Consider the following 22,839-nt stretch of genomic DNA (forward strand, 5'->3'; position numbering starts at 1 on the left):
GGGCTGATCCTGATCAAACTTCGCGCGCATCGTTGCACTGGACCGAGCGCGCGGTGTCTGATCGCCACGCCTTAGAAATCAGGCGTTTCCAGCGGACGCAGGTCGAATACGAGCACTTCCGCGTCGTTGCCGTTCGAGAGCGTGAGCGCGGTTTCGTCGCGCACGCGCACCCCGTCGCCTTCGCCCAGCGCCACGCCATTCAGGCTCACGCTACCGCGTGCCACGTGCACATAGGCGTAGCGGTTCGGCGCGAGCGTCAACGTGGCCGACTCGTCGCCGTCGATCAGGCCGGCATACACGCGCGCATCCTGATGGATGTGCAGCGAGCTGTCGCTGCCGTCCGGCGAGATGATCAGGCGCAGACGGCCACGCTTTTCTTCCGGCGTGAAGCGTTGTTGCTGATACTCGGGTGCGACGCCGGCCTGATTCGGCACGATCCAGATCTGCAGGAAGTGCACCGGCGAGGTGGGCGAATGGTTGAACTCGCTGTGCGCCACGCCGCGCCCGGCGCTCATCAACTGCACGTCGCCCGGCTCGATCACCGACCCCGTGCCCATGGTGTCCTTGTGTTCGAGCGCGCCCTCGAGCACGTACGAAAAGATCTCCATGTCGCGGTGTGGGTGCTTGCCGAAGCCCTGTGCCGGGGCCACGCGGTCGTCGTTGATCACCAGCAGATCGGAAAAACCGACTTGCTTCGGATCGTAGAAATTCGCGAACGAGAATGTATGACGCGAGTTCAGCCAGCCATGGTTGGCAATGCCTCGGTCTGCAGCTTTTCTGATGTCCAGCATGATGGGCTCCTGTGTCTTCATCGGGTCGTTCAGAGGCCGGGTTGGCCTCGATGAATGTCATTCTAGAGTCCTGGCGGAAAACCACAATCCACATGATTTGTGAATTATTGTCCTAATTTAGATGACAATCGCGGTCGGCGACGATTGCTCGTCTTCCGGCCGCGAGCCGGACGATTCTTAAGACGTCGGGTTCAAACGGCCGAAAGCGCAGGCGTTGGCACGCGTGCTGGCGCGTGATGTGCGAGACTACGGGCCTTCTTTCCCACGGCTGGCCGACCAACGTGCGGGCAGGCGCCAGGTCATGGTAGGGCGCTTGCGCGCACTTGGCTTGAGGGCTGCGCCGTCGTCCGATCCGCCCCTACTGGAGATTCGTCATGAGTCGCACCTATGCATTCCGTATCGTCAATGTCTTCGCCGAGACCACCTTCGGGGGCAATCCGCTGTGCGTGTTCGAAGACGCGCGTGGCTTGAGCGACGACGAGATGGCATCGCTGGCGCGGCAGTTCAACCTGTCCGAGACGACGTTCATGCTTCCGTCGGAGACAGCGGATGCGCACGTGCGAATCTTCACACCCGGCTACGAGATGCGTTTTGCCGGGCATCCGACGCTGGGCACGGCGCATGTGCTGCGCGCCATGCGCAACGCGGGCGATCGCGTAACGCTGCAGTTCGCCGCTGGCCTCGTGCCGGTGCAGGCCAGTGGCGATCACTGGACGCTGACCGCGCCGTCGTCCGGCGAACCGACGATCAGGAACGCGAACGAGGCGGATGCCGACATCGCGGCGCTGGTACGGCTCGGACGCGACGATCTCGCGCATTCGCCGCAATGGGTCGACACTGGCGCCGATCAACTGCTGATTCCGCTGCGCGACGCCGACGCGGTCGCGCGGGCGCAACCCGACAGCGCGCGCCTGGAACGCTGGCCGCTCTCGAGTCTCGAGCGTAAAACGGGCTACGTGTTTTCCATCGACGAGGACACGGGGAGCGAGTTGCAGGTCACAGCCCGCTACTTCTTCACGACGCAGGGCGGCGGCGTGACCGAAGATCCGGGCACGGGGTCGGCTTGCGCCAACCTCGGCGGCTGGCTGATCGGGCAAGGGTATCCGCTGCCGGTGCGTGCACGCGTATCGCAGGGCGACGCCATCGGGCGACCGTGCCGCTTGACGCTGGAAGTGACGGCGGACCGCCGGATCCAGGTGGGCGGCAACGTCATCGAACTCGCACGCGGCGAAGTGCGCCTGTAAGGCGCGGGGGACGACAACCGTATGTATGCATTGGCAGCGCCGGTCAACACCGAGCTGGACATCAAGAAGAGCCGGTTCATCGGCATCGTCATGCCCGTGGCGTCGCGCGAGGCCGCCATGCGCGAACTCGGCGCGCTGCGCGTGTGTTATCCCAACGCCACGCATTACTGCTGGGTGTTGTTGTGCGAGGGCGCGTCGGGTTTCGACGACGATGGCGAGCCGGGCGGCACGGCGGCCAAGCCCATGTACAACGTGCTCATGCACAAGGGGCTGACGAATGTGCTGGCGGTTGTCGTGCGCTATTACGGCGGCATCAAGCTGGGGGCGGGCGGCCTGACGCGCGCCTACGGACAGGCGGTGAGCGAAGCGCTCAAGCTCGCCACGCTCACCGCGGTCGAGCCGACGACCGAACCGCGCTACCGCTGTGCCTTTGCCCACGAGGCGACGCTGCGCCGGTTGGCGGAGCGTCATGCGGCCGACGTGCTCGATGCCGCTTACGACGATGGCGTTACGCTGCGGCTACGGTTGAAGGTGCGAGATGTGGCGGCGTTCGAAGCCGATGCCACCGAAGCGCTCAGCGGCGGCCTCACGCGGTGCGACTGACGTGGCGTGGCAATCGTTCGTCGCGCGTACATGCTCGTCGTGGGACGGCGGGGGGCGACGTCAATGCTCGAAGAGGTGGAAGGCTTCGACGTGGTTGCGCCGCCGGGAGAGCGCCACGAGATTGACGAAGCACACGCCCGCGACCAGCGCGAAGAGGGGCGCGGAGACTTCGATGGTGTCGCGGGCGAGCAGCGAGACGAGTGTCAATGCCACCATGATCGTGAGCAGCGCACGATGCAGCCACGTCGCCAGCCGTAGATGCCGCTCGGATTGCGCCACGAGCACGACCAGCGAGACATAGAACGGGGCGGCAATGAGCGCCAGCACGCAAAGCGCGAGCAGCACGCCGAGCACGCTGGTGAGCAGTTCATGCCCATCGGCGGCGCTCGATTGCACGCCGACGACCGTCGCCGCAGCGAGATAGAGCAGCATCAAACCATTCAGAACGATTGCGAGTCGGTTCATGGCTTCTCTCCGACGAAAAAGGGTGCGGAGGTGAGATCGCCCCGCGCAAGGCGACGGGGTCCGGTTGCGGTCAAACAGTCAGGGGAAGGGTCCGGTAACGGGCGGTAGGGCAGACTCGCCACGCAATGCGATATTTCCGTGACAAGCCCGCCTGCGGTTCGCCTGTCGTCGTCAGCGCGGTGGCTTCGGTGTCGCCAGCGAACGCGGCGTGCCGTGCGGACCCCCGGTCGCCGGTGGCGACAGGCCCAGCCAGATGGCGGCCGCGTCGATGTTTGCCGGGGCCGACGCGGCCTGGATGCGGTAGACCGACACGTTGCCGCTGTCGTCGCCACAGAACAGATCGCGCGCCAGGTCGGCCACGATGTCGAGCCGGTGCTGACAGCGGTAGAAACCCAGCGGCGTGAGGTCCTGCACGAGCGCGGCGAGGGTTTCGGGATAGAGGCAGAGGCGGCGCGGCCAATGACCGTGCCGAGCGCGGAACGCACCGAGTGCGCCGAGCACATGGGCAAGCGTGCCGCCATGTCCGCGTAGGCAAGCCATCAGGCACGACGGATCGTGCGCCGACGCAATATCAGGGCCTGGCGCGCCGGGGCGAAGACGGCTGGGAAGGGTGGGGTGGCCCATGCTTCACCCCGCGTACCGCACAGCGACGCGCGCGCACTGCAAGCCAGGCATTGCCGATGACGTACAGGTATCCACAAACACTCCGTTGACATCTCGAAGTTGCGTGCCCGGCGAATATTGGTCTTGTGGCTTGATAGTTGCAGAGCAATGCGGCGGGCGAAATCCGCACTTTCGCCTAATCCGTCGGCATGAGGTGCCGGCGGCAGAGGCTCGGTCGAGGGTCGGGGATGTCTTGCGCGCGAGATGAGCCAATGAAAACCGGCGGACTGAGCCGCCGGTTGATACCCCATCGGGGCGTCGCCAGCCGCGTGTACCGGCGCGGCATGGTATGGGCCAAGAAGACTTGGCACCAGAAGGCATTGCCGCCATGCACCGAACCGTTACCGGTCCTCGGCCCTGCCCATGCAGTTTGACTGCCTTTTGAGTATAGGCCGCACGCGCGCGAGCGAATCGGCTTTTCGGATGAGCGAACGCCACGGGCGAACCCTGCGGTGGACAAACCCGCGAACTGGCACAGGATTTCCCTCGTGCCCAAGGTTTCGTCGGCGCCGACTTTGGGGTCTAATGTCACCATTCATGACGTGATCGCAAGGTGTGCGGCCCCCGCATCGCCATCGCGCGATACGCCGCAGACCTCAGCCAAACATTCCAACGATGGCAACGAATTCTCTACAACGCTGGGCCCTCCTTGCCTGCCTGTGCGCGGCACAGTCGGCCTTCGCCGCCGACCAGTGCGAGGGCATCCTCATGCTGGCCAAGAGCGCGCAGACCGGTTTCGACGACATTTCCGGCCCGCTCGCGGCCAGGAACGATCGCGGCGAGAGCTATCAGGCCACCTACACGGTGCCCGGCGGCGATTGCAAGGTGTTCCGGGCGAGGGGCCTCGCACCGACTTATGAATGTGTCTGGGACTACCAGAAGATCACGCCGACGGACCTGCGTCGCGAGGCGCAGGGATTCGCCACGCAGGTCTCGCGCTGTACCCGCGGGGTCACCACGCTGCGCACGACCACGACGAACGCCGCCGGCTTGCCTGCCGAGTGGCAGAGCGCGAGCCGGAAGTACGCGCGTCCGGTCAACTTCACGATCACGGCGCAGGACCTGGTCACGCCGCGCGGCGAGCGCCTGCGCGAGATCTCGCTGTCCGTCGAAAAGCAGGTCGGGAAGTAAGCCGGGCCTTGCTTTCGCAGACGTCGAATACCCGGAAATCACAGGCGACTCGCGGCACGCCCAGTGGTGGCAGAGGCGTCTTGCCGGGTATCCGCGCCCCGGTGACGCTGCCGTTACAAACGGTTGCAGACCGCGTTACGCATTAACATCTTTTCGGTCGACGCTCGTTCGATCGACCCGGTACAGTCATTCTTGAGGCGTATGGCGCACAGGCAACCCGCAGGTGCCGTCCGCGTCTCGTGCCACCGGCCCCACCTTAGGGCCGGGTGCGATGGCTGAATCCAGATGAGTACCCGACTTCGTTACTGTTTCCTGCTGCTGCTTGCGTGTGCCTATCCCGCCTGGGCGGGGGGCGGGCGCGGGCGTGACATGCTCGACTTGAACAAGGCGTCGCTGCGGGAAGACATCAGCCGTTTCAGCGCCGATCGCGGTCGTGGACAGGCGGCCTATCCGAACTGGGCCGCCCCCGCGGAACCGCGAGAACGCCAGTACACGCCGCAAGGCGAGCCACGCAGTCCACGCGGCGGTGGCCGCCGCGGTCGCTGACGCCTCTCGCCAGACGCGGTGTCCCCTGCCGCCGTTGCTAACCCCGTCTTTTCTCCCGTTTAGCCCCGTTTAGCCCCTCTCCCCTCCGAAGTCCGTCGGCGAACCGTATGTTGCACATGTGCAACATCGGAGACGCTCGTCGCTGCCCAATGGCGTTTGCCAGCCGTGCTTGCCGTCCCTGCATTCTTTCCCGTCGTCACGATGGATGCGAGTCATTGCCAACTCGCTGAGATAAAGAACATATCGATTTCGTTATACCGGGGTTAATTGTGGCGCGGATGGTCGGCCGATTTTTGTCTCTCCACCATTTCCCGGCTACCTCATGAGGGGCATTTCGCCGCGATGTTCCGCCGTGTCTGCGCGTGGCGGGCCTGTGCGAGAATCACGGCCGTTTATCAGGGAGGCGCTTCGCCAGCAGGCGCCAGCCGCACCCGTGCAGAGCGGGAGCGGGCACACAAAAGACATCAACCAAGGAGAAGTTAATGAAGCGGAGCATGGCCAAGGGCATTGGCGGGGCACTCGTATTGGGCGCGTGCATGAGCGCACCGGCATTCGCACAATCAAACGTCACGTTGTACGGTCAGGTCGACGCCTGGATGGGGGCGGTCAAGAACCCGGGCAGCGATCGCGCCTGGACGCAGGGCGGCGGCGGCATGTCGACGTCGTACTGGGGCATGAAGGGTAACGAGGATCTTGGCGGCGGCCTGAAGGCCGTGTTCGTGCTGGAAGACTTCTTCCGTCCGCAGAACGGTCAGTACGGCCGCTTCCAGGGCGACTCGATGTTCTCGCGCAACGCCTACGTCGGTCTGTCGTCGGACACCGCCGGTACGGTCACGATCGGCCGTCTCACGACCTCGTACTTCGTCTCGACGATCCTGTTCAACCCGTTCGTCGATTCGTACACCTTCAGCCCGATGGTGTTCCACACGTTCGTCGGCCAGGCCGGTCAGGGCATCGTAGGCGACTCCGGCTGGAGCAACGCTGTGATGTATGCGACGCCGAACTTCAAGGGTTTGTCGGGCAGCGTCTCGTACGCGTTCGGCAACAAGGCCGGTGAAACGGGGCAGAACAAGTGGAGCGCATCGGCGCTGTATTTCAACGGACCGTTCGCCGCGACGGTTGCCTATCAGCAGGTGAAGTTCGATTCGCAACCGGACGACCTCGCCGGCATGACGGGCTTTCGCAGCCAGCAGGCCGTGCAACTGGGGGCGACGTATGACCTGCAAGTCGTGAAGTTGTTCGGCCAGTATCAATACATCCGCAACAACATCACCGGCGGCGGTGTATCGGAGAACGGCGGCCAGCTCGGCGTGTCGGTGCCGCTGGGTCGCGGCAGCGTGCTCGCCTCGTATGCTTACACGAAGAGTTCGGGCGCGAGCAACGTCAACCGCAAGACGTGGGCGCTCGGCTACGATTACCCCCTGTCGAAGCGCACCGACATCTACGCGGCTTATATGAACGACAAGGTGAGCACGTTATCGGGCGGCGATACCTTCGGCGGCGGCGTTCGCATGAAGTTCTGACGTCCTGGCGCTCGCGGACTGGATACGCGTGCCGAGGGAAGTCGTCAAAGGGGGCAGATGCCGATCGGGCGCGTCTGCCCCCTCCGTTCGTTATGTTGCTCGCGCCGTCACCTTTCCCGATGCCGATGCCGCCTGCTGCGTCACACCTGTGCCAGCCACGTTTCGCAGAGCGGTTTCATGTGCCACCGAATTGACGGGTCCGCGCTATGATTTGTGCACCGCGCAAGACGGTATTCCCGCCACCCCCGAGCACAAACGGAGTAGAGACGACATGACGATTCAACACGTAGGCATCATTGGCGCAGGCACCATGGGCAACGGCATTGCACAGGCCTGTGCGGTGGCCGGGCTGTCGGTGACGATGGTCGACATCAACGATGCGGCCGTGCAGAAAGGCGTGGCGACGATTGCCGGCAGCCTCGATCGCCTCATCAAGAAGGACAAGCTCACCGCCGCGGACAAGAGCGCCGCGCTGGCACGCATCACGACATCGACTGAATACGCATCGCTGGCCGACGCCGACATTGTGATCGAAGCGGCCACCGAGAACTTCGACCTGAAGGTCAAGATCCTCAAGCAGCTCGAGGGCATGACGAAAGACAGCGCGATCCTCGCGTCCAACACGTCGTCGATCTCGATTACCCAGCTTGCCGCCGTCGTCGCCAGGCCGGCGCAGTTCATCGGCATGCATTTCTTCAACCCGGTGCCGCTGATGGCGCTTGTCGAAATCATTCGCGGCTTGCAGACAAGCGACGAGACGCACGCGCGTGTCGACGCCCTCGCGCGCCAGCTCGGCAAGTCGCCGATCACGGTGAAAAACGCCCCGGGCTTCGTCGTCAACCGGATCCTGGTGCCGATGATCAACGAGGCGTTCTTCGTGCTGGCTGAAAACCTGGCGTCGCCGGAAGAGATCGACGAGGGCATGAAGCTCGGCTGCAATCATCCGATCGGACCGCTGGCGCTCGCCGACATGATTGGTCTGGACGTGTGCCTGTCCGTGATGAATGTCTACTACGAAGCGTATGCGGACTCGAAGTACCGTCCGTGCCCGTTGCTCAAGGAGATGGTCGCCGCCGGGTATCTTGGGCGCAAGACGGGGCGTGGCGTGTACACGTACTGACGGTCGGTGGAACGGAACGCGCCGGCGCGCGCGGCGCGCCGGCTTCGGGCGTAAAGCGCCGGTTACACACGGGATCGGTGCATTGGCGGTCGGCTCGTTTCGGCGACGCAAGGCTGATCTCGCGAAATGCCGTTCTCCAGCAGTCTGGGAAAGAGACTCTCGGCATTCTCCTGACAGAACGCTTCCGGACTGAGGTTGTGGAAGTCGTGTTCCATGGTGTTGTCGTAGTGAATCGCCGTGGTTTGCGGGAATTGCGCGTGCCGAATGAGTGACCGATGCGGCGTAAGGGGGCCGCGTCGGTGTCAGGTGTCGCCGAACGCAATGCGGCGCGTCTGGATAACGCCGATTTCGTGGCGAGGGCGCGCCCGATGTCAGCCGGCCAGGCGTCTGAGGGTGTCGTCGTATTCCTGTTTCAGGCGCGCGATGATCTCGGCCGCGGGGCGCACGTCGTCCATCAATCCCACCCCTTGACCCGCGCCCCAGATATCCTTCCATGCCTTCGCCTTGGAGAAGTTCATGGCGCTCTTGTCGGCCGTCGGCAGGTTGTCGGGGTCGAGGCCCGCATTCAGAATGCTCTGGCGGATGTAGTTGCCCGACACGCCCGTGAACAGGTTCGTATAGATGATGTCGTTGGCATTCGCCTCGACGATCGCGTGTTTGTACGTGTCGCTGGCATTGGCTTCGGAAGAGGCGATGAACCGCGTGCCGATATAGGCGAGATCGGCGCCCATGGCCTGGGCGGCGAGAATCGATCCGCCGTTGGCAATCGCGCCGGAGAGGACGATGGGGCCGTCGAACCGCTTGCGCACTTCACCCACCAGCGCGAACGGCGAGAGCGTGCCCGCATGCCCACCCGCCCCGGCAGCGACAAGGATCAACCCATCGACCCCGGCTTCAAGCGCCTTGTTCGCGTGGCGCAGGTTGATCACGTCGTGCAGCACGATGCCGCCATAGCTGTGCACCGCGTCGAGCACTTCCTTGGGCGGCGCGCGCAGGCTGGTGATGAAGATCGGCACGCGATGCTCCACGCACACCCGCACGTCGTGCTCGAGCCGCTGGTTCGACTGATGCACGATCTGGTTGACGGCGAGCGGGCCCACGATGGCATCCGGATTCGCCGCCTGGTAAGCGGCGAGTTCTTCGGTGATGCGCGAGAGCCAGTCTTCGAGAATTTGCGGCTCGCGTGCATTGAGCGCGGGGAAAGAGCCGACGATGCCGGCCTTGCACTGTGCGAGCACCAACTCCGGGTAACTCACGATGAACATCGGCGACGCCACGACAGGCAGCGCCAGGTTTTGCAGAATCTTGGGAAGGGCCATTAAGTTTCCTCGAGCAAGGACGTTCGGCGGGCAGCGCCCGTGCGTCGGTGCCTAATTTGCATCGGGCCAATTTCGCGAACGATCGTTCGATTATAGGGGGATTCGTGGGCCACCCGGTGCGCGGGCACTCGAAGAAAGCTTCGGTTCCGACGCGGGGATTCGTTCCCGTATCAGGGAAAATCCCCTTGGGGGGCGGGGGTGCCGCGACTAGGATGTAAGCGCGTGCCAAGTGGCGTCAGCATCAAGACGCCGCAGGACGGGCGCCGCGTTAGCGACCGCAGCGTTCGTCCGGCACGTCACGTCCTCAAACGCCGCTTGCCGTGATAGGCAAGCGGCGTTGTTTTTTTCGGGCCGGCGGAACGCCGGCGCGCCTAGACGGCATGCAACGTATCCGTCTCGTGCTCATAGCGCAGGGCGCCGGCCTTGGCGAGTTCCGCGACGAGGCTCTCGAGCAGATCGGGCCACGCCGACGGCGGCGCGAGCATCGCGGCTGCACTGCGCCATGCTCGCGCGGTGTCGAGCGTGGTCCTGAGCGCCGTGCCCGTCATGTGGTTCTCGGCCATGAGACGGAAGACGATCAGTACCTTGAGCGCGTTGCGCGCATTGCGTGCCGGATCGCTTTGCAGATAGTCGAGGCGCGAGCGCGCGGTGGTCAGTGCGCCGTCGATATCGTCAAACGGCTTGCCGTGTCCGGGAATGACCTGCACCACATCGAGCTGCTCGATGAGATCGAGCACGGCCGCCTGTTCGGCAAATCCGGACTCGCCGTCGAGTTCGGGAAAGATCACGCCGAAGCCGCGTTCCCACAGCGCATCGCCGGAAATCAGGATGCCGTCGGTGGCGTTGTAGAGCATCAGCGCATGCGGATCGTGCCCCGGCGCACCCAAGACGAGCCATTCTCGCCCACCGAGCGTCAGGGCGTCGCCGGGCGAGAGGGTGTCGTCGAAGGTGAAGCGTGGGCATTGCTGGCCGGTTGCCTCGAATGACAGACGTCGTGCGTCCCAATGGCGCACCGGATCGGCGTCGGCCGCGGGGATCCACGTGCGGCAGCCGTAGCGCGCCTGTAGCGCGGCATTGCCGCCGCAGTGGTCAGAGTGCAGGTGCGTGTTGACGAGCTGCGCGAGCGGCCGGCCGGGCGGCAGCGCGTGCGCGACGAGCGCCAGCGTTTGTTCGGCATGTGTGGCGTACCCGCTGTCGACGAGCGTTGGCGCATCGCCGAGGAACAGGACGTTGTTCGAGGAGAGCCAGCCGCGCTCGAATACGCGAAGCCCGGCGGGCAGGGCAAGCGAGGTCATGGGCGTATGGGGTATGGGCGTAAGGGGGGGCACACGGGGCAACACGGGGCGCCGGCGCCGTTTCAGGCCGGTTTGGCGCTCACGAGGATCTTGGCCGTGGCGGCGATCACCGTCTCTCCGCGTTGATTGACGGCCTCGCCATCGAGCGACACGATGTCGCCGGCAAGCTTGTCTTTCCACAGGCTGTCGGTGACGGTCCAGCGCACGGTGATGTCGTCGCCCGCATGCACGGCGCGGCGCAACTTCATGTCGAATTCGAGCCCGAGCGGCTGTGCCGTCTTCGAATAGTGCGTGGCGAGCAGGGCCGCCAGATACGACATCTGCTGCGTTCCCGACGAGATCAGTCCGCCAAAGCGCAGGTCGGCGGCGGCATAGTCCGCGTCGTGGTGCAGCGGATTGAAGTCGTGCGCCAGGGCGGAGAATTCGCGGATCGAGTCGGGCGAGAAATGGTGGGTGGCGGCGAACGTCTCGCCAATGGCAACGATTTTTCCCATATGCGGTAACGAGAGGGTTATGCGCCGAGGCACGTCATGAGTTGCCCGTGCCGGGGTCGTTGGCGATCACGCGGCGATGTTGCACCGGCGGCGGTTCATGCTCGACACGCCGCGCGGGCAACAGCGACCAGATGTGGCGCTTGTCGTCCTCGGCCATCGTCGACCATGCGGCAATTTCGTCGAGCGTGCGCCAGCAGCCGGAGCACCAGCCCGTCGCCGGATTCATGCGGCAGATGTTGGTGCAGGGCGATGGAACAGGGAGCGCGGACAGGGTCATGATGGCCTTGAGGTGAGGTAGGGCGCAGCGTTCGCTCAGTCGCGCAGCGCCACGTCGACGACGGGCGCTCCCGTCATCGCCACGAGCTGCGTCGGCGTGAGGTTGAACACGGCATGCGGGTGCCCGGCGGCGGCCCACAGACTGGAGAGCTTGAGCAGGTCTTCGTCGATGAGCGTGAGTGGCGATACCACATGCCCGATCGGGCTGACGCCACCGATCGAATAGCCCGTCTTCTCCTTCACGAAGCGCGCATCGGCGCGGGCGAGGTCGCCGACCTGCGCCGCCACCTTCTTCTCGTCGACGCGATTGACGCCGCTGGCGATCACCAGTACCGGGGTGTCGTCGGCGGCCCTGCGGAACAGGATCGACTTGGCGATCTGCGCCACGTCGCAGCCGAGTCCGGCGGCGGCCTCGGCCGAGGTCTTGCCGGTGCTCGGCAACAGCACGATCGGCTGGTCGTGACCCATGCCGGCGAGCAGCCGGGCAACGTGACGTGCGCCTTCGGGAAGCGCGTCTTCGCGGGCGGGTTCGGGAGTCTGGGGTGTCTCGCTCATGGTCATGTCAGTGGTCTCGAGTCACAGGGTCGGCGCGGGCACGTTGTCCCGCGCGGTATCACACGCAGGCAGGCGCGCCGTCCTGCAGCTTCGCGAGCATGGCGCGGCCGACGCGCGACGCATTCGGTCGATCGATGGCGCGGGAAATGAAGTCACCGGTGCGCACCACGGCATCGAGATCGATACCGGTCTCGATGCCGAGCCCGTGGAGCAGATACACCACGTCTTCCGTCGCCACGTTCCCCGTTGCGCCCTTGGCGTACGGGCAGCCGCCGAGCCCGGCGACGGACGAGTGAAAAATCGAGATGCCAGAGAGCAGCGCGGCGTAGACATTGGCGGTCGCCTGCCCGTAGGTGTCGTGGAAGTGGCCCGACAGGCGCTCGATCGGGAACACTTTCGCGCAGGCTTCCATGACTTCCCGGGTGCGCGAGGGCGTGCCCACGCCGATGGTGTCGGCGATATCGATTTCGTCGCAGCCGAGCGCCGCGAGTCGTTGCACGACGTCGACCACGCTGGCGACGGGGACCTCGCCCTGATACGGGCAGCCGAGCGCGCATGAGATGCTGCCGCGCAGGCGCAGACCGGCGTCCTTCGCCGCGCGCGCGACCGGCGCGAAGCGTTCGATGCTCTCCACGATGGAGCAGTTGATGTTGCGTTGCGAGAACGCTTCGCTCGCGGCACCGAAGATCACGACTTCGTCGGCCTTGGCCGCCACGGCGCCCTCGAAGCCGCGCAGGTTCGGCGTGAGCACCGAGTAGATCGTACCGGGGCGGCGCGTAATGCCCGCCATCACTTCGGCACCATCGGCCATCTGCGGCACCCATTTCGGCGAGACGAACGATGTCGATTCGATATTGGCGAAGCCGGCGGCCGACAGGCGGTCGATCAGCGCAATCTTGATGTCGGTCGGTACCGGCTGCTTTTCGTTTTGCAGACCGTCACGCGGGCCGACTTCGACCACTTTCACGTGCTTCGGCAGATCGGGTGTGGACAAGGACATGGGGTGTCTCCTCGGAGGGGGCGGGTAACGACGCCGGAGGGCGCGGGCTCAGTAGCCGCGCGCCGGATCGACGATGCCGGTAATGGATTCGCCGCGTTCGAGGGCGGCGATCTTCCCCGCGATCTGCGCGACTGTTTCGTCGCGCAACGTCAGGGCGGAAATGTGCGGCGTGAGCGTCAGGCGCGGCGCACGCCAGAACGGATGGTCGGTCGGCAATGGCTCCGTGCGAAACACGTCGAGCGTGGCCGCGGCCATCTGGCCGCTGTCCAGCGCGGCCAGCAGGTCGTCTTCGACCAGATGCGCGCCGCGAGCGACGTTGATCAGGAACGCCCCGTGCGCCAGTTTCGCGAACAGCCCGGCGTTGAGCACGTTGACCGTTTGCGGCGTGAGCGGCAGCAGGTTGACGAGAATGCGGGCGCCGGACACGCAGGCGTCGAAGCCCGCCTCGCCGTGGTGTAACGTGATACCGCTATCGTCGCTGCGCGGGCTGCGGCGCCAGGCGCGCACCGGGAAGCCGAACGACTTCAACGCCTTGGCGACGTGCGCGCCGAGCGTGCCGTAGCCCAGCACGGCCACGGGAAAGTCCGCGAGCCGGTTAGGTTTCTGGAATTTCCACTGGCCTTGGGTTTGCTGGGCATCGAACTCGTCGAGACGACGGAAGTAGCGCAGTGCGGCGGCGCTCACGTATTGCGCCATCTGGTCCGCCATGCCAGCGTCTTCCAGACGTACCAGCGGCACGCCCGCCGGCAGGCGCTGAGCGTCTTCGCCGCGCGTGCCGAGCACGGCATCGACCCCGGCGCCCAGGTTGAAAATGGCTTTCAGGCGTTCGCGCGGTTGCAAAACTTGTGCGTTCGGCTTCCAGAGCACCAGGTAGTCGGCCGGTGCCGTGTCGCCGGGCTGCCAGCCGCGAATGCTGGCCTGCGGCAGGTGCTCGGCGAGGCCGGTTTCGTAGGCGGCGGTCTTGCCGTCCGGAGAAAAGATCAGAATGTCCATGAGTTGCAGGGCAGACGCTTATAGGGATGAGGCACGGCGACAGGGCCAGCGAGGTGGCGACACCGGCATGCGCCCGGCCGGTGCCGGTGCGTGCACTTGGCACACGCGCCAGGTCTTTCCGGCGGTCGCGGTCGTGTTCACTCGATTGACGTTAACGTCAAGTGTAACGCAGCTTGTGGCGTGCCGCGTACTGGGGTGAGGCTGGCGGCGGGAACGGCGATGCGGGGACGGCAGGCAGAGGAAGACGGCAGCGGCGACGGAAGCGGCGGCGCGCACCGCGCCGCCGCGGCGCAAGAACGGGCGCGGTCAGTCGTTGGCGGCCGCGCGCAATGTCACGAGGTTGACGGCGAGATTGTGACTGTCGTCAGCGATCCAGACTTCGCCGTCCTGAATCGTGCACTGAAGGCGCATCGTACGCGAGGCGAGTGCCGTGAGCGCCTCGGCGGATGCCTCATCGAGCATCCGCACGGTGAGGTTCGATAAGCGGGTGATCTGCGACTCGGTCGCTTGCCACCAGACGGCGGCGGGCTTGCCGCCGTACGTCAAGACGTCGACATGCGTCGCACGGCCTGCGGCTTTGACGAGACGCCGCGCGTCCGGCTGACCGACGTCGATCCAGCGGACGATGTCGCCCCCGAAGTCGTGCTCCCACAGATCGGGCTCGTCGGCAGTGGAGAGGCCCTTGCCGAACGAGAGCCGCTCACCGGCATACAGCATGAAGGCGAGCAGGCGCACCATCATGCGTTCGTCGGTTTCCGACGGATGCCGGGCGAGCGTCAGGCTATGGGCGGCGTAGTAGTGGCGGTCGAGGTCGGTGATCTGGACCTCGGCCTTGTAAATGGTGGCTTTGAGTGCCATACCGGGGACACCGCGGGAATGAAGAGAGTCGCAAGCATACACCAGCGCGCAGGCGCCGCTCGCCGACGCGGCGAGCCATGCCGATGGCGCGCCGCGTCAAGCTCGGTATACTGGCGGCCCCGCCTCATCTGATGTGTCCCCATGCCGGTTCCCGCGCCGCAAACCATCGACGTCAACGGTTATCCGATGGCTTACGTCGAAACCCCCGCACCCGTCGATGCCGTCGGTGCCCCGCTCGTGCTGGTGCACGGGTCGCTTTGCGATTGCCGGTACTTCAAGCCGAACATGTCGCCGTTGGGGTTGCGGCGGCGGGTCATCTCGGTGAGTCTTCGCCACTATTGGCCTGAAGCCTGGAGCGGCCGCGAGGGCACGTTTTCCGGTGAACAGCATGCCGAAGACCTGGCCACGTTCATCGCGGCGCTGGGCGTCGGCCCGGTTCACGTGCTCGGCCACTCGCGCGGCGGCTATGTCGCGCTGCGCACAGCGCTGCTCGCGCCCGACACCGTACGTTCGCTGATACTGGCCGACCCAGGCGTCGAAATCAGCGGCGGCCCGGTGCAGACATCGCTCGACCGGGAGCGCGGCAATTTCCGCGAACAGGCGCTTGCCGCCATCGAGTCCGGCGATATCGATGGCGGACTGGCCATCTTCATCGACACGGTGAGCGGGCCGGACACGTGGCGTCGCATGGTGCCGTGGTTCAAGCAGATGGTGCGCGACAACGCCCGCACCTTGATAGGACAGGTCGCCGAGCCGCGCACGCCGTTGCCGATCGACGCGCTCGGTGCCTTGCATGCGCCGGTGCTCCTGATGGGCGGCGCACACAGTCCCGCACCCTATCCGGACGTGCTGAATGCGCTCGCGTGCGCGATGCCGGAAGCGCGTCGCATGGTGATCCAGGACGCATCGCACGGCATGAATCTGGCCAATCCGATTGCATTTCACCGCGCGGTGGACGCCTTCCTCGGGAACGACTGAAGCCCGGAGACGCGCCGAGCCCGGCGTCGACGCCAGCGCGCATGTCGGCGTGGCCCGGTGCCGGACACGCGCGCGTTGCGTCGATGCATCGCCCCGTCGCCCAGTCGCCATTCGTCCTGCCCTTTATTCGTCGCGCAACATGCCGTGACCCAGACGCAAGCTCAGCGTGCGGACGAGATCGGCCATCCACGCCTGATCGCGGTCCGACAACTTCTGCATTGCCCGGTTGAGTGACGGATACGGATCGGCGGGCGCGGCCGCACCCGCGTCCGCCGCCACCCCATTCGACGAATCGAACGCCAGCAGCTCGTGCGGCGGCAGCCCCAGGGTGTCGGCGAGAATGCAGATGTTGCGCAGCGAGATATTGCGCTTGCCACGCTCGACACCGCTCAGGTATGAGCGTGCCAGGCCGCTTTCCAAGGCAAGCTTGTCTTGCGCCCAGTTGTACTTCTTGCGCAAACCGGCCAGGTGTCGGCCGAATCTGAATAAATTGGTGTCCATAAGAATGTTTTCCTTGTTAGGGACAAGAAGATTGAAACAAAAATCCGGCATTGGGGACGGTGCCTCGGGTATCCCCCGTTTGCGAGGCACGAACTACCGAGTCTGCAACGCGGATTTTTTGCGGACTTTCGGAGAAGGCACAACGAGTGCGAGCTTTCCGTCGGTAGTGGTGGCGCCAGTTTGCGTACCGCTGCGAAGGCATTGCGATACGTCTTGTCGCACTCCCGTCAACCGGAGCCGCGCAGTGTGACACCGGACATGGCGGCCCAAGCCATCACGCGATTCTGAAAGTTTTCGCCTTGGGACGTCACTCGATGTCGACGGGACGAACCGGACGCTGTGTAGCGCGATCCGAATGGAGGGGAGTCATCGACCGGCCGGTACGCTTGATGGGCCTGGCGTGCGCGCGATAGGCGCGGCACAGCAGTACGCCCATTGCGGGGATATGGGACGCCCGCCGAAGCGAGCGTTTTCAAGGGAGGCCAGGTCACGCTTACAAGACGAACGCGCGTGCAATGCCCCCGCGATGCCGGGGGGACTTTGCGCAATGTCCTAAGAATCAATTACCTCGCTATCGCTCACTCTTCATCGCCGGTGGGGAAACGCCGCGAGTCGTCGCGCGAGATGGCATCTGCTCTGGCGGGATTGACCTGCGTGACGGATGTGTCATGGCCGGGTGGCGGAGGGTGGCCCGGTTCGTGGCGGCGGGCACTGAGGTGGGGGGTGTCGGTGCCGTCGGCGACGCGATACGCATCGGCCCTCGGCACGGCGAGTTGAAGGTGCGCGGGAAACCCTGTATCGAACCCCGGGGCGGTGGTTGTGCGTCGGGCGGCGTTGGAGAGGGCTGCGGGCGGGGTGTCGGCGTCGTCGCGGTCATCGACGTCATCGAGATTCTCGGCGTCATCGACGTCGGCGCGCGCATCGCGCACGTCGCCACAGGCACCACCTTGTGCGACGGACGATGGCCTGCCGTGGTCGGCGCAGCCGTCGGTGTCTGAAGGCGGCGCCGCCTGGCTCAGGCGAGAGCTGAGGCTTCGGATAATCTCGGCGAGCCAGACTTGATCGCGATTCTCGAGGCGGCACAGCGAACGGCTGATTTGCGGTAGCGGTGTGCGTTCGGACAGCACCGTCGTGTCCGCGGTACCGGTCGCCTTTGCAAAGCGCAACATCTCGGACGAGGGCACGCCGAGCGTATCGGCCAGTACGCAGATGTTGACGAGGGCGACATTGCGTCGACCACGCTCGATGCCGCTGACGTACGAGCGTGCCAGACCGCTTTCGAGCGCCAGCTTTTCCTGCGACCAGCCACGCGCCTTGCGCAAACAGGCCAGGTGGTCTCCGAACAGCGCGAGTGGATTCGATTGCATGGCGGAACTCCGTTGACGAGTCACACAGCGTAATCAATCCCCCCGCGCCTTGCGACGTTATATCGCTTTCCTCCCCATGCGTTACAGGCGGGCCTCTATACAGAGTCGGTGACCGCGATAGCGCGAAATTTATCGGACGATTCCCAATTCATGGGGCGACGTCCGCGCATGCGACGGCATCGGCACACGAGACGGCATCAGCACACGAGACGACATCAGCACACGAGACGACATCAGCACATCCGGCAGCGCGAGCCCATCGAACCGCGTCGGCATTGGCATTGGCGTTGGCCAATGGAGCCGATCAGCGCTGGCAGAGGCGCGTGAGTGCGCTACGCAGGACGGCGGGCAGCGCGGCCGCGAAGCCGAACGGGCGTGAAAGCGTGGCCAGCCCCTCGCCATTGAGCACGCGAGCGCCTTCCAGGTGGGTGGCCAGCCGGCAGAAATCTTCTCGATTCATACCAACGCGCTGGCATGCGATATCGAGCTGCTTCAGATCGCTCGGATGCAGCGCGAGGGTGAGGGTGATGTGCTCTGGGGCGGTCTTCATGTCTGCCAATTCTATTTCTCGTGTTCAAAACATTGGGCATGCCGCGCGGATGATGGCGCATGCCAAAGCGCCCACGCGATAACGCAGGCGAGCGTAATCCGACGGCGCGCGTTGGCGGGCGTCGGAGGGGCTAATGCAACGCGTGGGCAATACGAGGCTGTGGGCGCGAAATGGGCCGCCCGAGCGGTGGGCGGCGGTACGGCGCTAACGCGTGAGAGCGATGCCTCGTAACGGCGGGGAGGGATGACTCTCTATCCGGCCATGACAACTGCGCCGGAATACAGCATGAGTACTGCTGGCTACGACTTCAGGTACAACGAAAATTCACCACGACTTACCGAGCGGCGACGAACAACTTCGGTGCTGCAAACGTTGGCCAGCAGCGGCTGGCCAGCGCCGGATTACGCGGCATTCTTGAGGCGAATGCGCGAGCAAGGGGTACGGCGATGACTGCGGCGATATCGCAAGACACGTGCGACTTGGGTCGCCGCTGCGGTGCGTGCCGCAGCGCGCTTCAATTGCATGACACGTGCCACCGTTGCGGTGACGGCGAGCGTCGCGGCTCCCAGCCAAATAACGAAAATCACAACACATCTCCCTAAACGACGGCAGCGCTGCGTGACCACAGTGCGAGCGACACCGGAGCGCGTCGAACGCCAGGGCAACTCAAAAGACGTGGAAGCCATCGGTTGCGAGCGCAACAAATTTCAATAGAGATGGATTCTAAATAAATTCCCTAATAGGGTAAATACTTAATATAGTGAATTGTGTATATTTCCAGACAGAGGAATCGCAATTATCCAAACAGTCGTTTGAATTTCAAGTGCCTAAATTCATTGGGAAATTCGGCCCAAACCCGCATGCCTCCACGCGTTCGGGCCAATCACGGGGAAGGGAATCAGAAGCTGTGCTTCAGGCCCATGCCGACCAGCAATTGCGTACGCGCCCCCGCGTTGAAGCCGTACGAGCCGACGGATGCGGTGGCTTCCACGGTTTCGCCGCGATGCAGCGTCTTGCCGATGGCCTGCTGATAGCCTCCGATGACGTAGGTCGACGTGCGCTTGGATAGCGCGTACGTGACGCCGGCGTTGAACTGGTTGTAGTGAGCGCCGAGGTTGCGCGCACCACGCATCCGCGTGTAGCTATAGCCGACGCCGGTGTTGATCGCCGGTGTCAAGGCATACGTGGCGAATGCGTTCACCGTGTCGAATGTCGCCGTACCGGTGAATTCCGAGAGACCATCGCTCGCGTACTGGGCATTCGAATACGACAGCCCAAGGATCGCCGGGCCGACGGCGTACTTTCCGCCCACGCGGGCGATGCGTACCTTGCTCGCCGTACGGAAGCCACTGTTGATCGGCGAGTTGAACAGCGAGCCCGCGCTGCTGGTCCACTCGCGATAGCCGTAGTCCGAATGCGTCGGTCCCGCCCGCTTGTTGCCACCGTCCGCAAAGAAGAAGCCGGCGCCGAGCGCGAACGGACCGTTGCTGTAGGCGCCGGCCAAGCCATACGACCGGCCTGCGCCGGTCTCACCGGCAACGTTGCCCGACGCGTACATGCCTTCGAACTGCAGGCCGCCAACGTTGGGCGTGGCGTAGCGGATCGCGTTGTTGATGCGCGCGCCGTTGTCGTAGTTGTCGACGTCGCCCGGCGTCGCGAAGAAGCCGCCGAAGTACCCGTCGGCGGTCATCCCCTGCACGAGATTGACGACCGGGTCGTACTGTCGGCCGATCGTCACTTCGCCCCATTCGGTGCCTTTCAGGCCAACGATGGCCTTGCGTCCGAACGCGCGGCCGCCGTTACCCATCTCGCCGTTGACGGCGTTGAAGCCGCTTTCGATCTGGAACAGCGCCGAGAGACCTTGCCCCAGCGACTCCGTGCCGCGCAGGCCCCAGCGGCTGCCGGAGATGATGTTGCTCGTGATCATCGACCGCGACTGCGGGCCATTGAAGGTCGCCGTGTGATTGGCGTGAACGAATCCGGAATCGATCGTGCCGTAGAGGGTGACGTCGCTGTGCGCATTGGCGCCGGCAGGCAGCGCCAGGAGCGTGAGGGTGGCGGCGAGCGCAAGGGCGCGCGGGCCGGTGAACGAGTGAGGACGTTGATTCATGGTGTCGAGCGCTTAGTCGCGCATGGTTGAAATCGACACCGAGAATATTTCCGAACACCTATTCGGATTCCTTATGAAAATTCCGAATGTATTGAACGCTGCATGGCCGCGGCCGCCTGTCGGTGGCGCTGCCAAAGTTTCTAGGAACGGTCCTCAAAAATCACCGTGTAATACCGCAGTAAGCGGGAGCCTGCACGGATCCGCCCTGCGCGAGTGGGTGCGGGCGGCGCGAACACCGACGCCAACGCCTGCCGCGCACATGTGTTCATCGATCGTTTGGCGTTGACGTTGACGTTGCCCGTGACACTCGCGTCGCCTGCCTGCCTGCCGGCTGGCGCTCCGGCGGCCTGCCGGAGCGCAGCCAGCGAACGACAGCTATCGCTTGAACGCCAGCAACTGGGCGCCTTCCGGCACCTGATCGCCGACGGCGTACAGCACCTCTTCGATCTCGCCGTCCACGGGGGCGCTGATGGTGTGCTCCATCTTCATCGCCTCCATCACGAGCAGCGGCGCGCCTTTCTCGACCTTCGTGCCGGCTTGCGCCAACACGGCGATGACCTTGCCCGGCATCGGCGCCGTCAGCCGCCCCTCGCCCCCTTCCTGTGCTCCGGCCTGGGCCAGCGGATCGTGCCATCGCAATACCCACGACTGGCCGTCGGCGAAGACGTGCGCGGCGTCGTGTTCGAAGTCGACGTGCCCCTGGACGCGCCGCTCGCCGAGCGTCACGCGGTACACCCCGGCGTCGTGGGCATAGCGATACGGATACGTCTGCCCGTCGACGGTGAGCGTGCTGGCCTGCGGCCCGCTCGAGAGGCGCACGGACAGCCGCGTCTCGCCGTGGTCGAATGCGAGGGTGCGGTGGTAGTCGCCGTTCAGGCGCCAGCCTGTGGCGAGTTGCCAGGGCGAGTGGTGATCGATGCTGTCCTGGTACTTGCGGCGGCCGATCACGGTTTCGCGAGCCAGCTGTGCGGCGACGGCCAGCGCCAGCGTGGTCGCAGGCACCGGGGCGGCGGCCGGGAACAATGTGTCGCGATGACGCTCGATCAGGCCGGTGTCCAGATCGGCCGCGGAGAAGGGCTCGCTGGCGACCAATCGTCCGAGGAACGCGATGTTCGTTTGCACGCCGACCACGCGGTACTGGCCCAGCGCGCGGCGCATGCGTGCGAGCGCTTCGTCGCGGTCGCTGCCCCACACGATCAGCTTGGCGATCATCGGATCGTAGAAGGGCGAGATGGTGTCGCCCTCGCGCACGCCCGAGTCGATGCGTACCGCGGCCGGCGCGTCGGCGCCGCCGATCTCGAACTGGACCGCCGCGGGCGGACGCAACGTGCAGAGGGTGCCCGTCGACGGCAGGAAGTTGTTATCCGGGTTCTCGGCGTAGATCCGGGCTTCGAGCGCATGGCCGTGAATGCGCAACGCGTCCTGCTTGCGCGGCAACGGTTCACCCGCGGCCACGCGCAATTGCCATTCCACCAGATCGAGTCCGGTGATCATCTCGGTGACCGGATGCTCGACCTGCAGGCGCGTGTTCATTTCCATGAAGTAGAACGAGCCGTCCTGATTGGCGATGAACTCGACCGTGCCCGCACCGACATAACCCACGGCCCGCGCGGCGTTACAGGCGGCCTCGCCCATGGCGCGGCGACGTGCTTCGGTCATGCCCGGCGCGGGGGCTTCTTCCAGCACCTTCTGGTGACGGCGCTGCACCGAGCAGTCGCGCTCGAACAGGTAGACGCAGTTGCCGTGCGTGTCCGCAAACACCTGGATCTCGATATGGCGCGGACGCGTCAGGTACTTCTCGACCAGTACGCGTTCATCGCCGAAGCTGCTGGCCGCTTCGCGCTGGCAGGACGTGAGCGCGGCGCGGAACGCCGAGCTGCGCTCCACGACGCGCATGCCCTTGCCGCCACCGCCCGCGCTGGCCTTGAGCAGCACGGGGTAGCCGATCTCGTCGGCGCGCGCGTGCAGGAACGCGGCGTCCTGATTGTCGCCGTGATAGCCAGGCACCAGCGGCACCGCGGCGCCTTCCATCAGGGTTTTGGCCGCGCTCTTGCTGCCCATGGCGTGAATGGCGCCGACCGGCGGGCCGATGAACACGATGCCAGCCTCGTGGCACGCGGCGGCGAAGGCTTCGTTCTCGGACAGGAAGCCATAGCCCGGGTGGATGGCTTGGGCGCCGGTGGCCTTCGCGGCGTTGATGATGGCGTCGATGCGCAGGTAGCTCTCGCGCGCGGCGGCACCGCCCACGTGCACCGCTTCGTCGCACACGGCGACATGCTTGGCGTGCGCGTCGGCGTCGGAATAGACGGCCACCGTGCGAATACCGAGCCGTGCGGCCGTGGCGGCCACGCGGCAGGCGATTTCGCCGCGGTTGGCGATGAGGATCTTGTCGAACATGTTGCCTCCGGAAAATGATCGATTGGGGCGGCGCTCGCGTGTCGTACAGCGGCATCGCAC

The 22,839-nt window shown here is 65.0% G+C and carries 23 protein-coding genes; 7 read left to right on the plus strand and 16 right to left on the minus strand.

The genetic code is table 11. From position 1 onward, the window contains the following. Window positions 1-71: 71 nt before the first annotated feature. Window positions 72-791 carry a pirin family protein gene (locus PTE31013_RS02100; protein WP_150611164.1) on the minus strand — a complete coding sequence of 240 codons (720 nt, stop codon included), beginning with the start codon at window positions 789-791 and terminating at the stop codon, window positions 72-74. A gap of 374 nt (window positions 792-1,165) precedes the next feature. Here PTE31013_RS02100 and PTE31013_RS02105 point away from each other — a divergent pair, with 374 nt between their 5' ends. Both PTE31013_RS02105 and PTE31013_RS02110 read left to right on the plus strand, forming a co-directional pair. Further along, entirely contained in the window at window positions 1,166-2,035 is an 870-nt protein-coding gene (locus PTE31013_RS02105; RefSeq protein WP_150611165.1) for a PhzF family phenazine biosynthesis protein, read from the plus strand. A gap of 21 nt (window positions 2,036-2,056) precedes the next feature. After that, the gene (locus tag PTE31013_RS02110; RefSeq protein WP_150611166.1) at window positions 2,057-2,638 is read left to right on the plus strand and encodes an IMPACT family protein; all 582 of its coding nucleotides are present in this window, start codon (window positions 2,057-2,059) and stop codon (window positions 2,636-2,638) included. 60 nt (window positions 2,639-2,698) lie between these two features. Here the strand turns inward: PTE31013_RS02110 and PTE31013_RS02115 are convergent, their stop codons facing one another. Next, window positions 2,699-3,103 carry a hypothetical protein gene (locus PTE31013_RS02115; protein WP_150611167.1) on the minus strand — a complete coding sequence of 135 codons (405 nt, stop codon included), beginning with the start codon at window positions 3,101-3,103 and terminating at the stop codon, window positions 2,699-2,701. 171 nt (window positions 3,104-3,274) lie between these two features. Further along, window positions 3,275-3,727, minus strand: a complete 453-nt coding sequence (locus PTE31013_RS02120; RefSeq protein ID WP_150611168.1) for a hypothetical protein — start codon at window positions 3,725-3,727, stop codon at window positions 3,275-3,277. 654 nt (window positions 3,728-4,381) lie between these two features. On the opposite strand from PTE31013_RS02120, the gene PTE31013_RS02125 reads away from it, so the two are divergent. From PTE31013_RS02125 to PTE31013_RS02140, 4 genes are all read left to right on the plus strand, one after another. Beyond that, window positions 4,382-4,897 carry a hypothetical protein gene (locus PTE31013_RS02125; protein ID WP_150611169.1) on the plus strand — a complete coding sequence of 172 codons (516 nt, stop codon included), beginning with the start codon at window positions 4,382-4,384 and terminating at the stop codon, window positions 4,895-4,897. Window positions 4,898-5,182: 285 nt separating this feature from the next. Next, window positions 5,183-5,443 (plus strand): hypothetical protein, encoded by a 261-nt coding sequence (locus tag PTE31013_RS02130; protein ID WP_150611170.1) that lies wholly within the window; start codon window positions 5,183-5,185, stop codon window positions 5,441-5,443. Window positions 5,444-5,925: 482 nt separating this feature from the next. After that, complete coding sequence (locus tag PTE31013_RS02135; RefSeq protein ID WP_150611171.1) at window positions 5,926-6,966, plus strand: porin; 1,041 nt, start codon at window positions 5,926-5,928, stop codon at window positions 6,964-6,966. A 271-nt stretch (window positions 6,967-7,237) separates the two neighbouring features. After that, on the plus strand, window positions 7,238-8,086 hold the full coding sequence (locus PTE31013_RS02140; protein WP_150611172.1) for a 3-hydroxybutyryl-CoA dehydrogenase: 849 nt from the start codon (window positions 7,238-7,240) through the stop codon (window positions 8,084-8,086). Window positions 8,087-8,457: 371 nt separating this feature from the next. Here the strand turns inward: PTE31013_RS02140 and PTE31013_RS02145 are convergent, their stop codons facing one another. The 8 genes from PTE31013_RS02145 to PTE31013_RS02180 all read right to left on the minus strand — a co-directional run bounded on the left by PTE31013_RS02145 (window position 8,458) and on the right by PTE31013_RS02180 (window position 14,876). Next, the gene (locus tag PTE31013_RS02145) at window positions 8,458-9,405 is read right to left on the minus strand and encodes an NAD(P)H-dependent flavin oxidoreductase (protein ID WP_150611173.1); all 948 of its coding nucleotides are present in this window, start codon (window positions 9,403-9,405) and stop codon (window positions 8,458-8,460) included. A gap of 371 nt (window positions 9,406-9,776) precedes the next feature. After that, on the minus strand, window positions 9,777-10,700 hold the full coding sequence (locus PTE31013_RS02150; RefSeq protein WP_150611174.1) for an MBL fold metallo-hydrolase: 924 nt from the start codon (window positions 10,698-10,700) through the stop codon (window positions 9,777-9,779). Window positions 10,701-10,762: 62 nt separating this feature from the next. Continuing rightward, a complete protein-coding gene (locus tag PTE31013_RS02155; protein ID WP_017233243.1) occupies window positions 10,763-11,194 on the minus strand; it encodes a MaoC family dehydratase in 432 nt (143 codons plus the stop codon). Window positions 11,195-11,228: 34 nt separating this feature from the next. After that, window positions 11,229-11,471, minus strand: a complete 243-nt coding sequence (locus tag PTE31013_RS02160) for a DUF1289 domain-containing protein (protein WP_150611175.1) — start codon at window positions 11,469-11,471, stop codon at window positions 11,229-11,231. Window positions 11,472-11,506: 35 nt separating this feature from the next. Then, a complete protein-coding gene (locus PTE31013_RS02165) occupies window positions 11,507-12,031 on the minus strand; it encodes a YbaK/EbsC family protein (RefSeq protein WP_150611176.1) in 525 nt (174 codons plus the stop codon). 52 nt (window positions 12,032-12,083) lie between these two features. Next, on the minus strand, window positions 12,084-13,025 hold the full coding sequence (locus PTE31013_RS02170) for a hydroxymethylglutaryl-CoA lyase (RefSeq protein WP_150611177.1): 942 nt from the start codon (window positions 13,023-13,025) through the stop codon (window positions 12,084-12,086). Window positions 13,026-13,073: 48 nt separating this feature from the next. Next, window positions 13,074-14,018 (minus strand): 2-hydroxyacid dehydrogenase, encoded by a 945-nt coding sequence (locus PTE31013_RS02175; RefSeq protein ID WP_150611178.1) that lies wholly within the window; start codon window positions 14,016-14,018, stop codon window positions 13,074-13,076. A 306-nt stretch (window positions 14,019-14,324) separates the two neighbouring features. Next, window positions 14,325-14,876, minus strand: a complete 552-nt coding sequence (locus PTE31013_RS02180) for a YaeQ family protein (RefSeq protein WP_150611179.1) — start codon at window positions 14,874-14,876, stop codon at window positions 14,325-14,327. 141 nt (window positions 14,877-15,017) lie between these two features. Between PTE31013_RS02180 and PTE31013_RS02185 the strand changes: the two genes are divergently transcribed. Next, window positions 15,018-15,854, plus strand: a complete 837-nt coding sequence (locus PTE31013_RS02185) for an alpha/beta fold hydrolase (RefSeq protein ID WP_150611180.1) — start codon at window positions 15,018-15,020, stop codon at window positions 15,852-15,854. Window positions 15,855-15,977: 123 nt separating this feature from the next. On the opposite strand, the gene PTE31013_RS02190 is transcribed toward PTE31013_RS02185, so the two are convergent. The 5 genes from PTE31013_RS02190 to PTE31013_RS02210 form a co-directional block, all read right to left on the minus strand. Next, window positions 15,978-16,355 (minus strand): helix-turn-helix domain-containing protein, encoded by a 378-nt coding sequence (locus PTE31013_RS02190; protein WP_150611181.1) that lies wholly within the window; start codon window positions 16,353-16,355, stop codon window positions 15,978-15,980. A 578-nt stretch (window positions 16,356-16,933) separates the two neighbouring features. Continuing rightward, on the minus strand, window positions 16,934-17,722 hold the full coding sequence (locus tag PTE31013_RS25040; protein ID WP_246173861.1) for a helix-turn-helix domain-containing protein: 789 nt from the start codon (window positions 17,720-17,722) through the stop codon (window positions 16,934-16,936). 304 nt (window positions 17,723-18,026) lie between these two features. Further along, window positions 18,027-18,272, minus strand: coding sequence for a hypothetical protein (locus tag PTE31013_RS02200; RefSeq protein ID WP_150611182.1), 246 nt, complete (start codon window positions 18,270-18,272; stop codon window positions 18,027-18,029). Window positions 18,273-19,170: 898 nt separating this feature from the next. Continuing rightward, on the minus strand, window positions 19,171-20,382 hold the full coding sequence (locus tag PTE31013_RS02205; protein ID WP_150611183.1) for a porin: 1,212 nt from the start codon (window positions 20,380-20,382) through the stop codon (window positions 19,171-19,173). A gap of 375 nt (window positions 20,383-20,757) precedes the next feature. After that, window positions 20,758-22,779, minus strand: a complete 2,022-nt coding sequence (locus PTE31013_RS02210; RefSeq protein WP_150611184.1) for an acetyl/propionyl/methylcrotonyl-CoA carboxylase subunit alpha — start codon at window positions 22,777-22,779, stop codon at window positions 20,758-20,760. Between the last annotated feature and the right edge of the window lie 60 nt (window positions 22,780-22,839).

The organism is Pandoraea terrigena (assembly GCF_902459705.1).
Classification (GTDB): domain Bacteria; phylum Pseudomonadota; class Gammaproteobacteria; order Burkholderiales; family Burkholderiaceae; genus Pandoraea; species Pandoraea terrigena.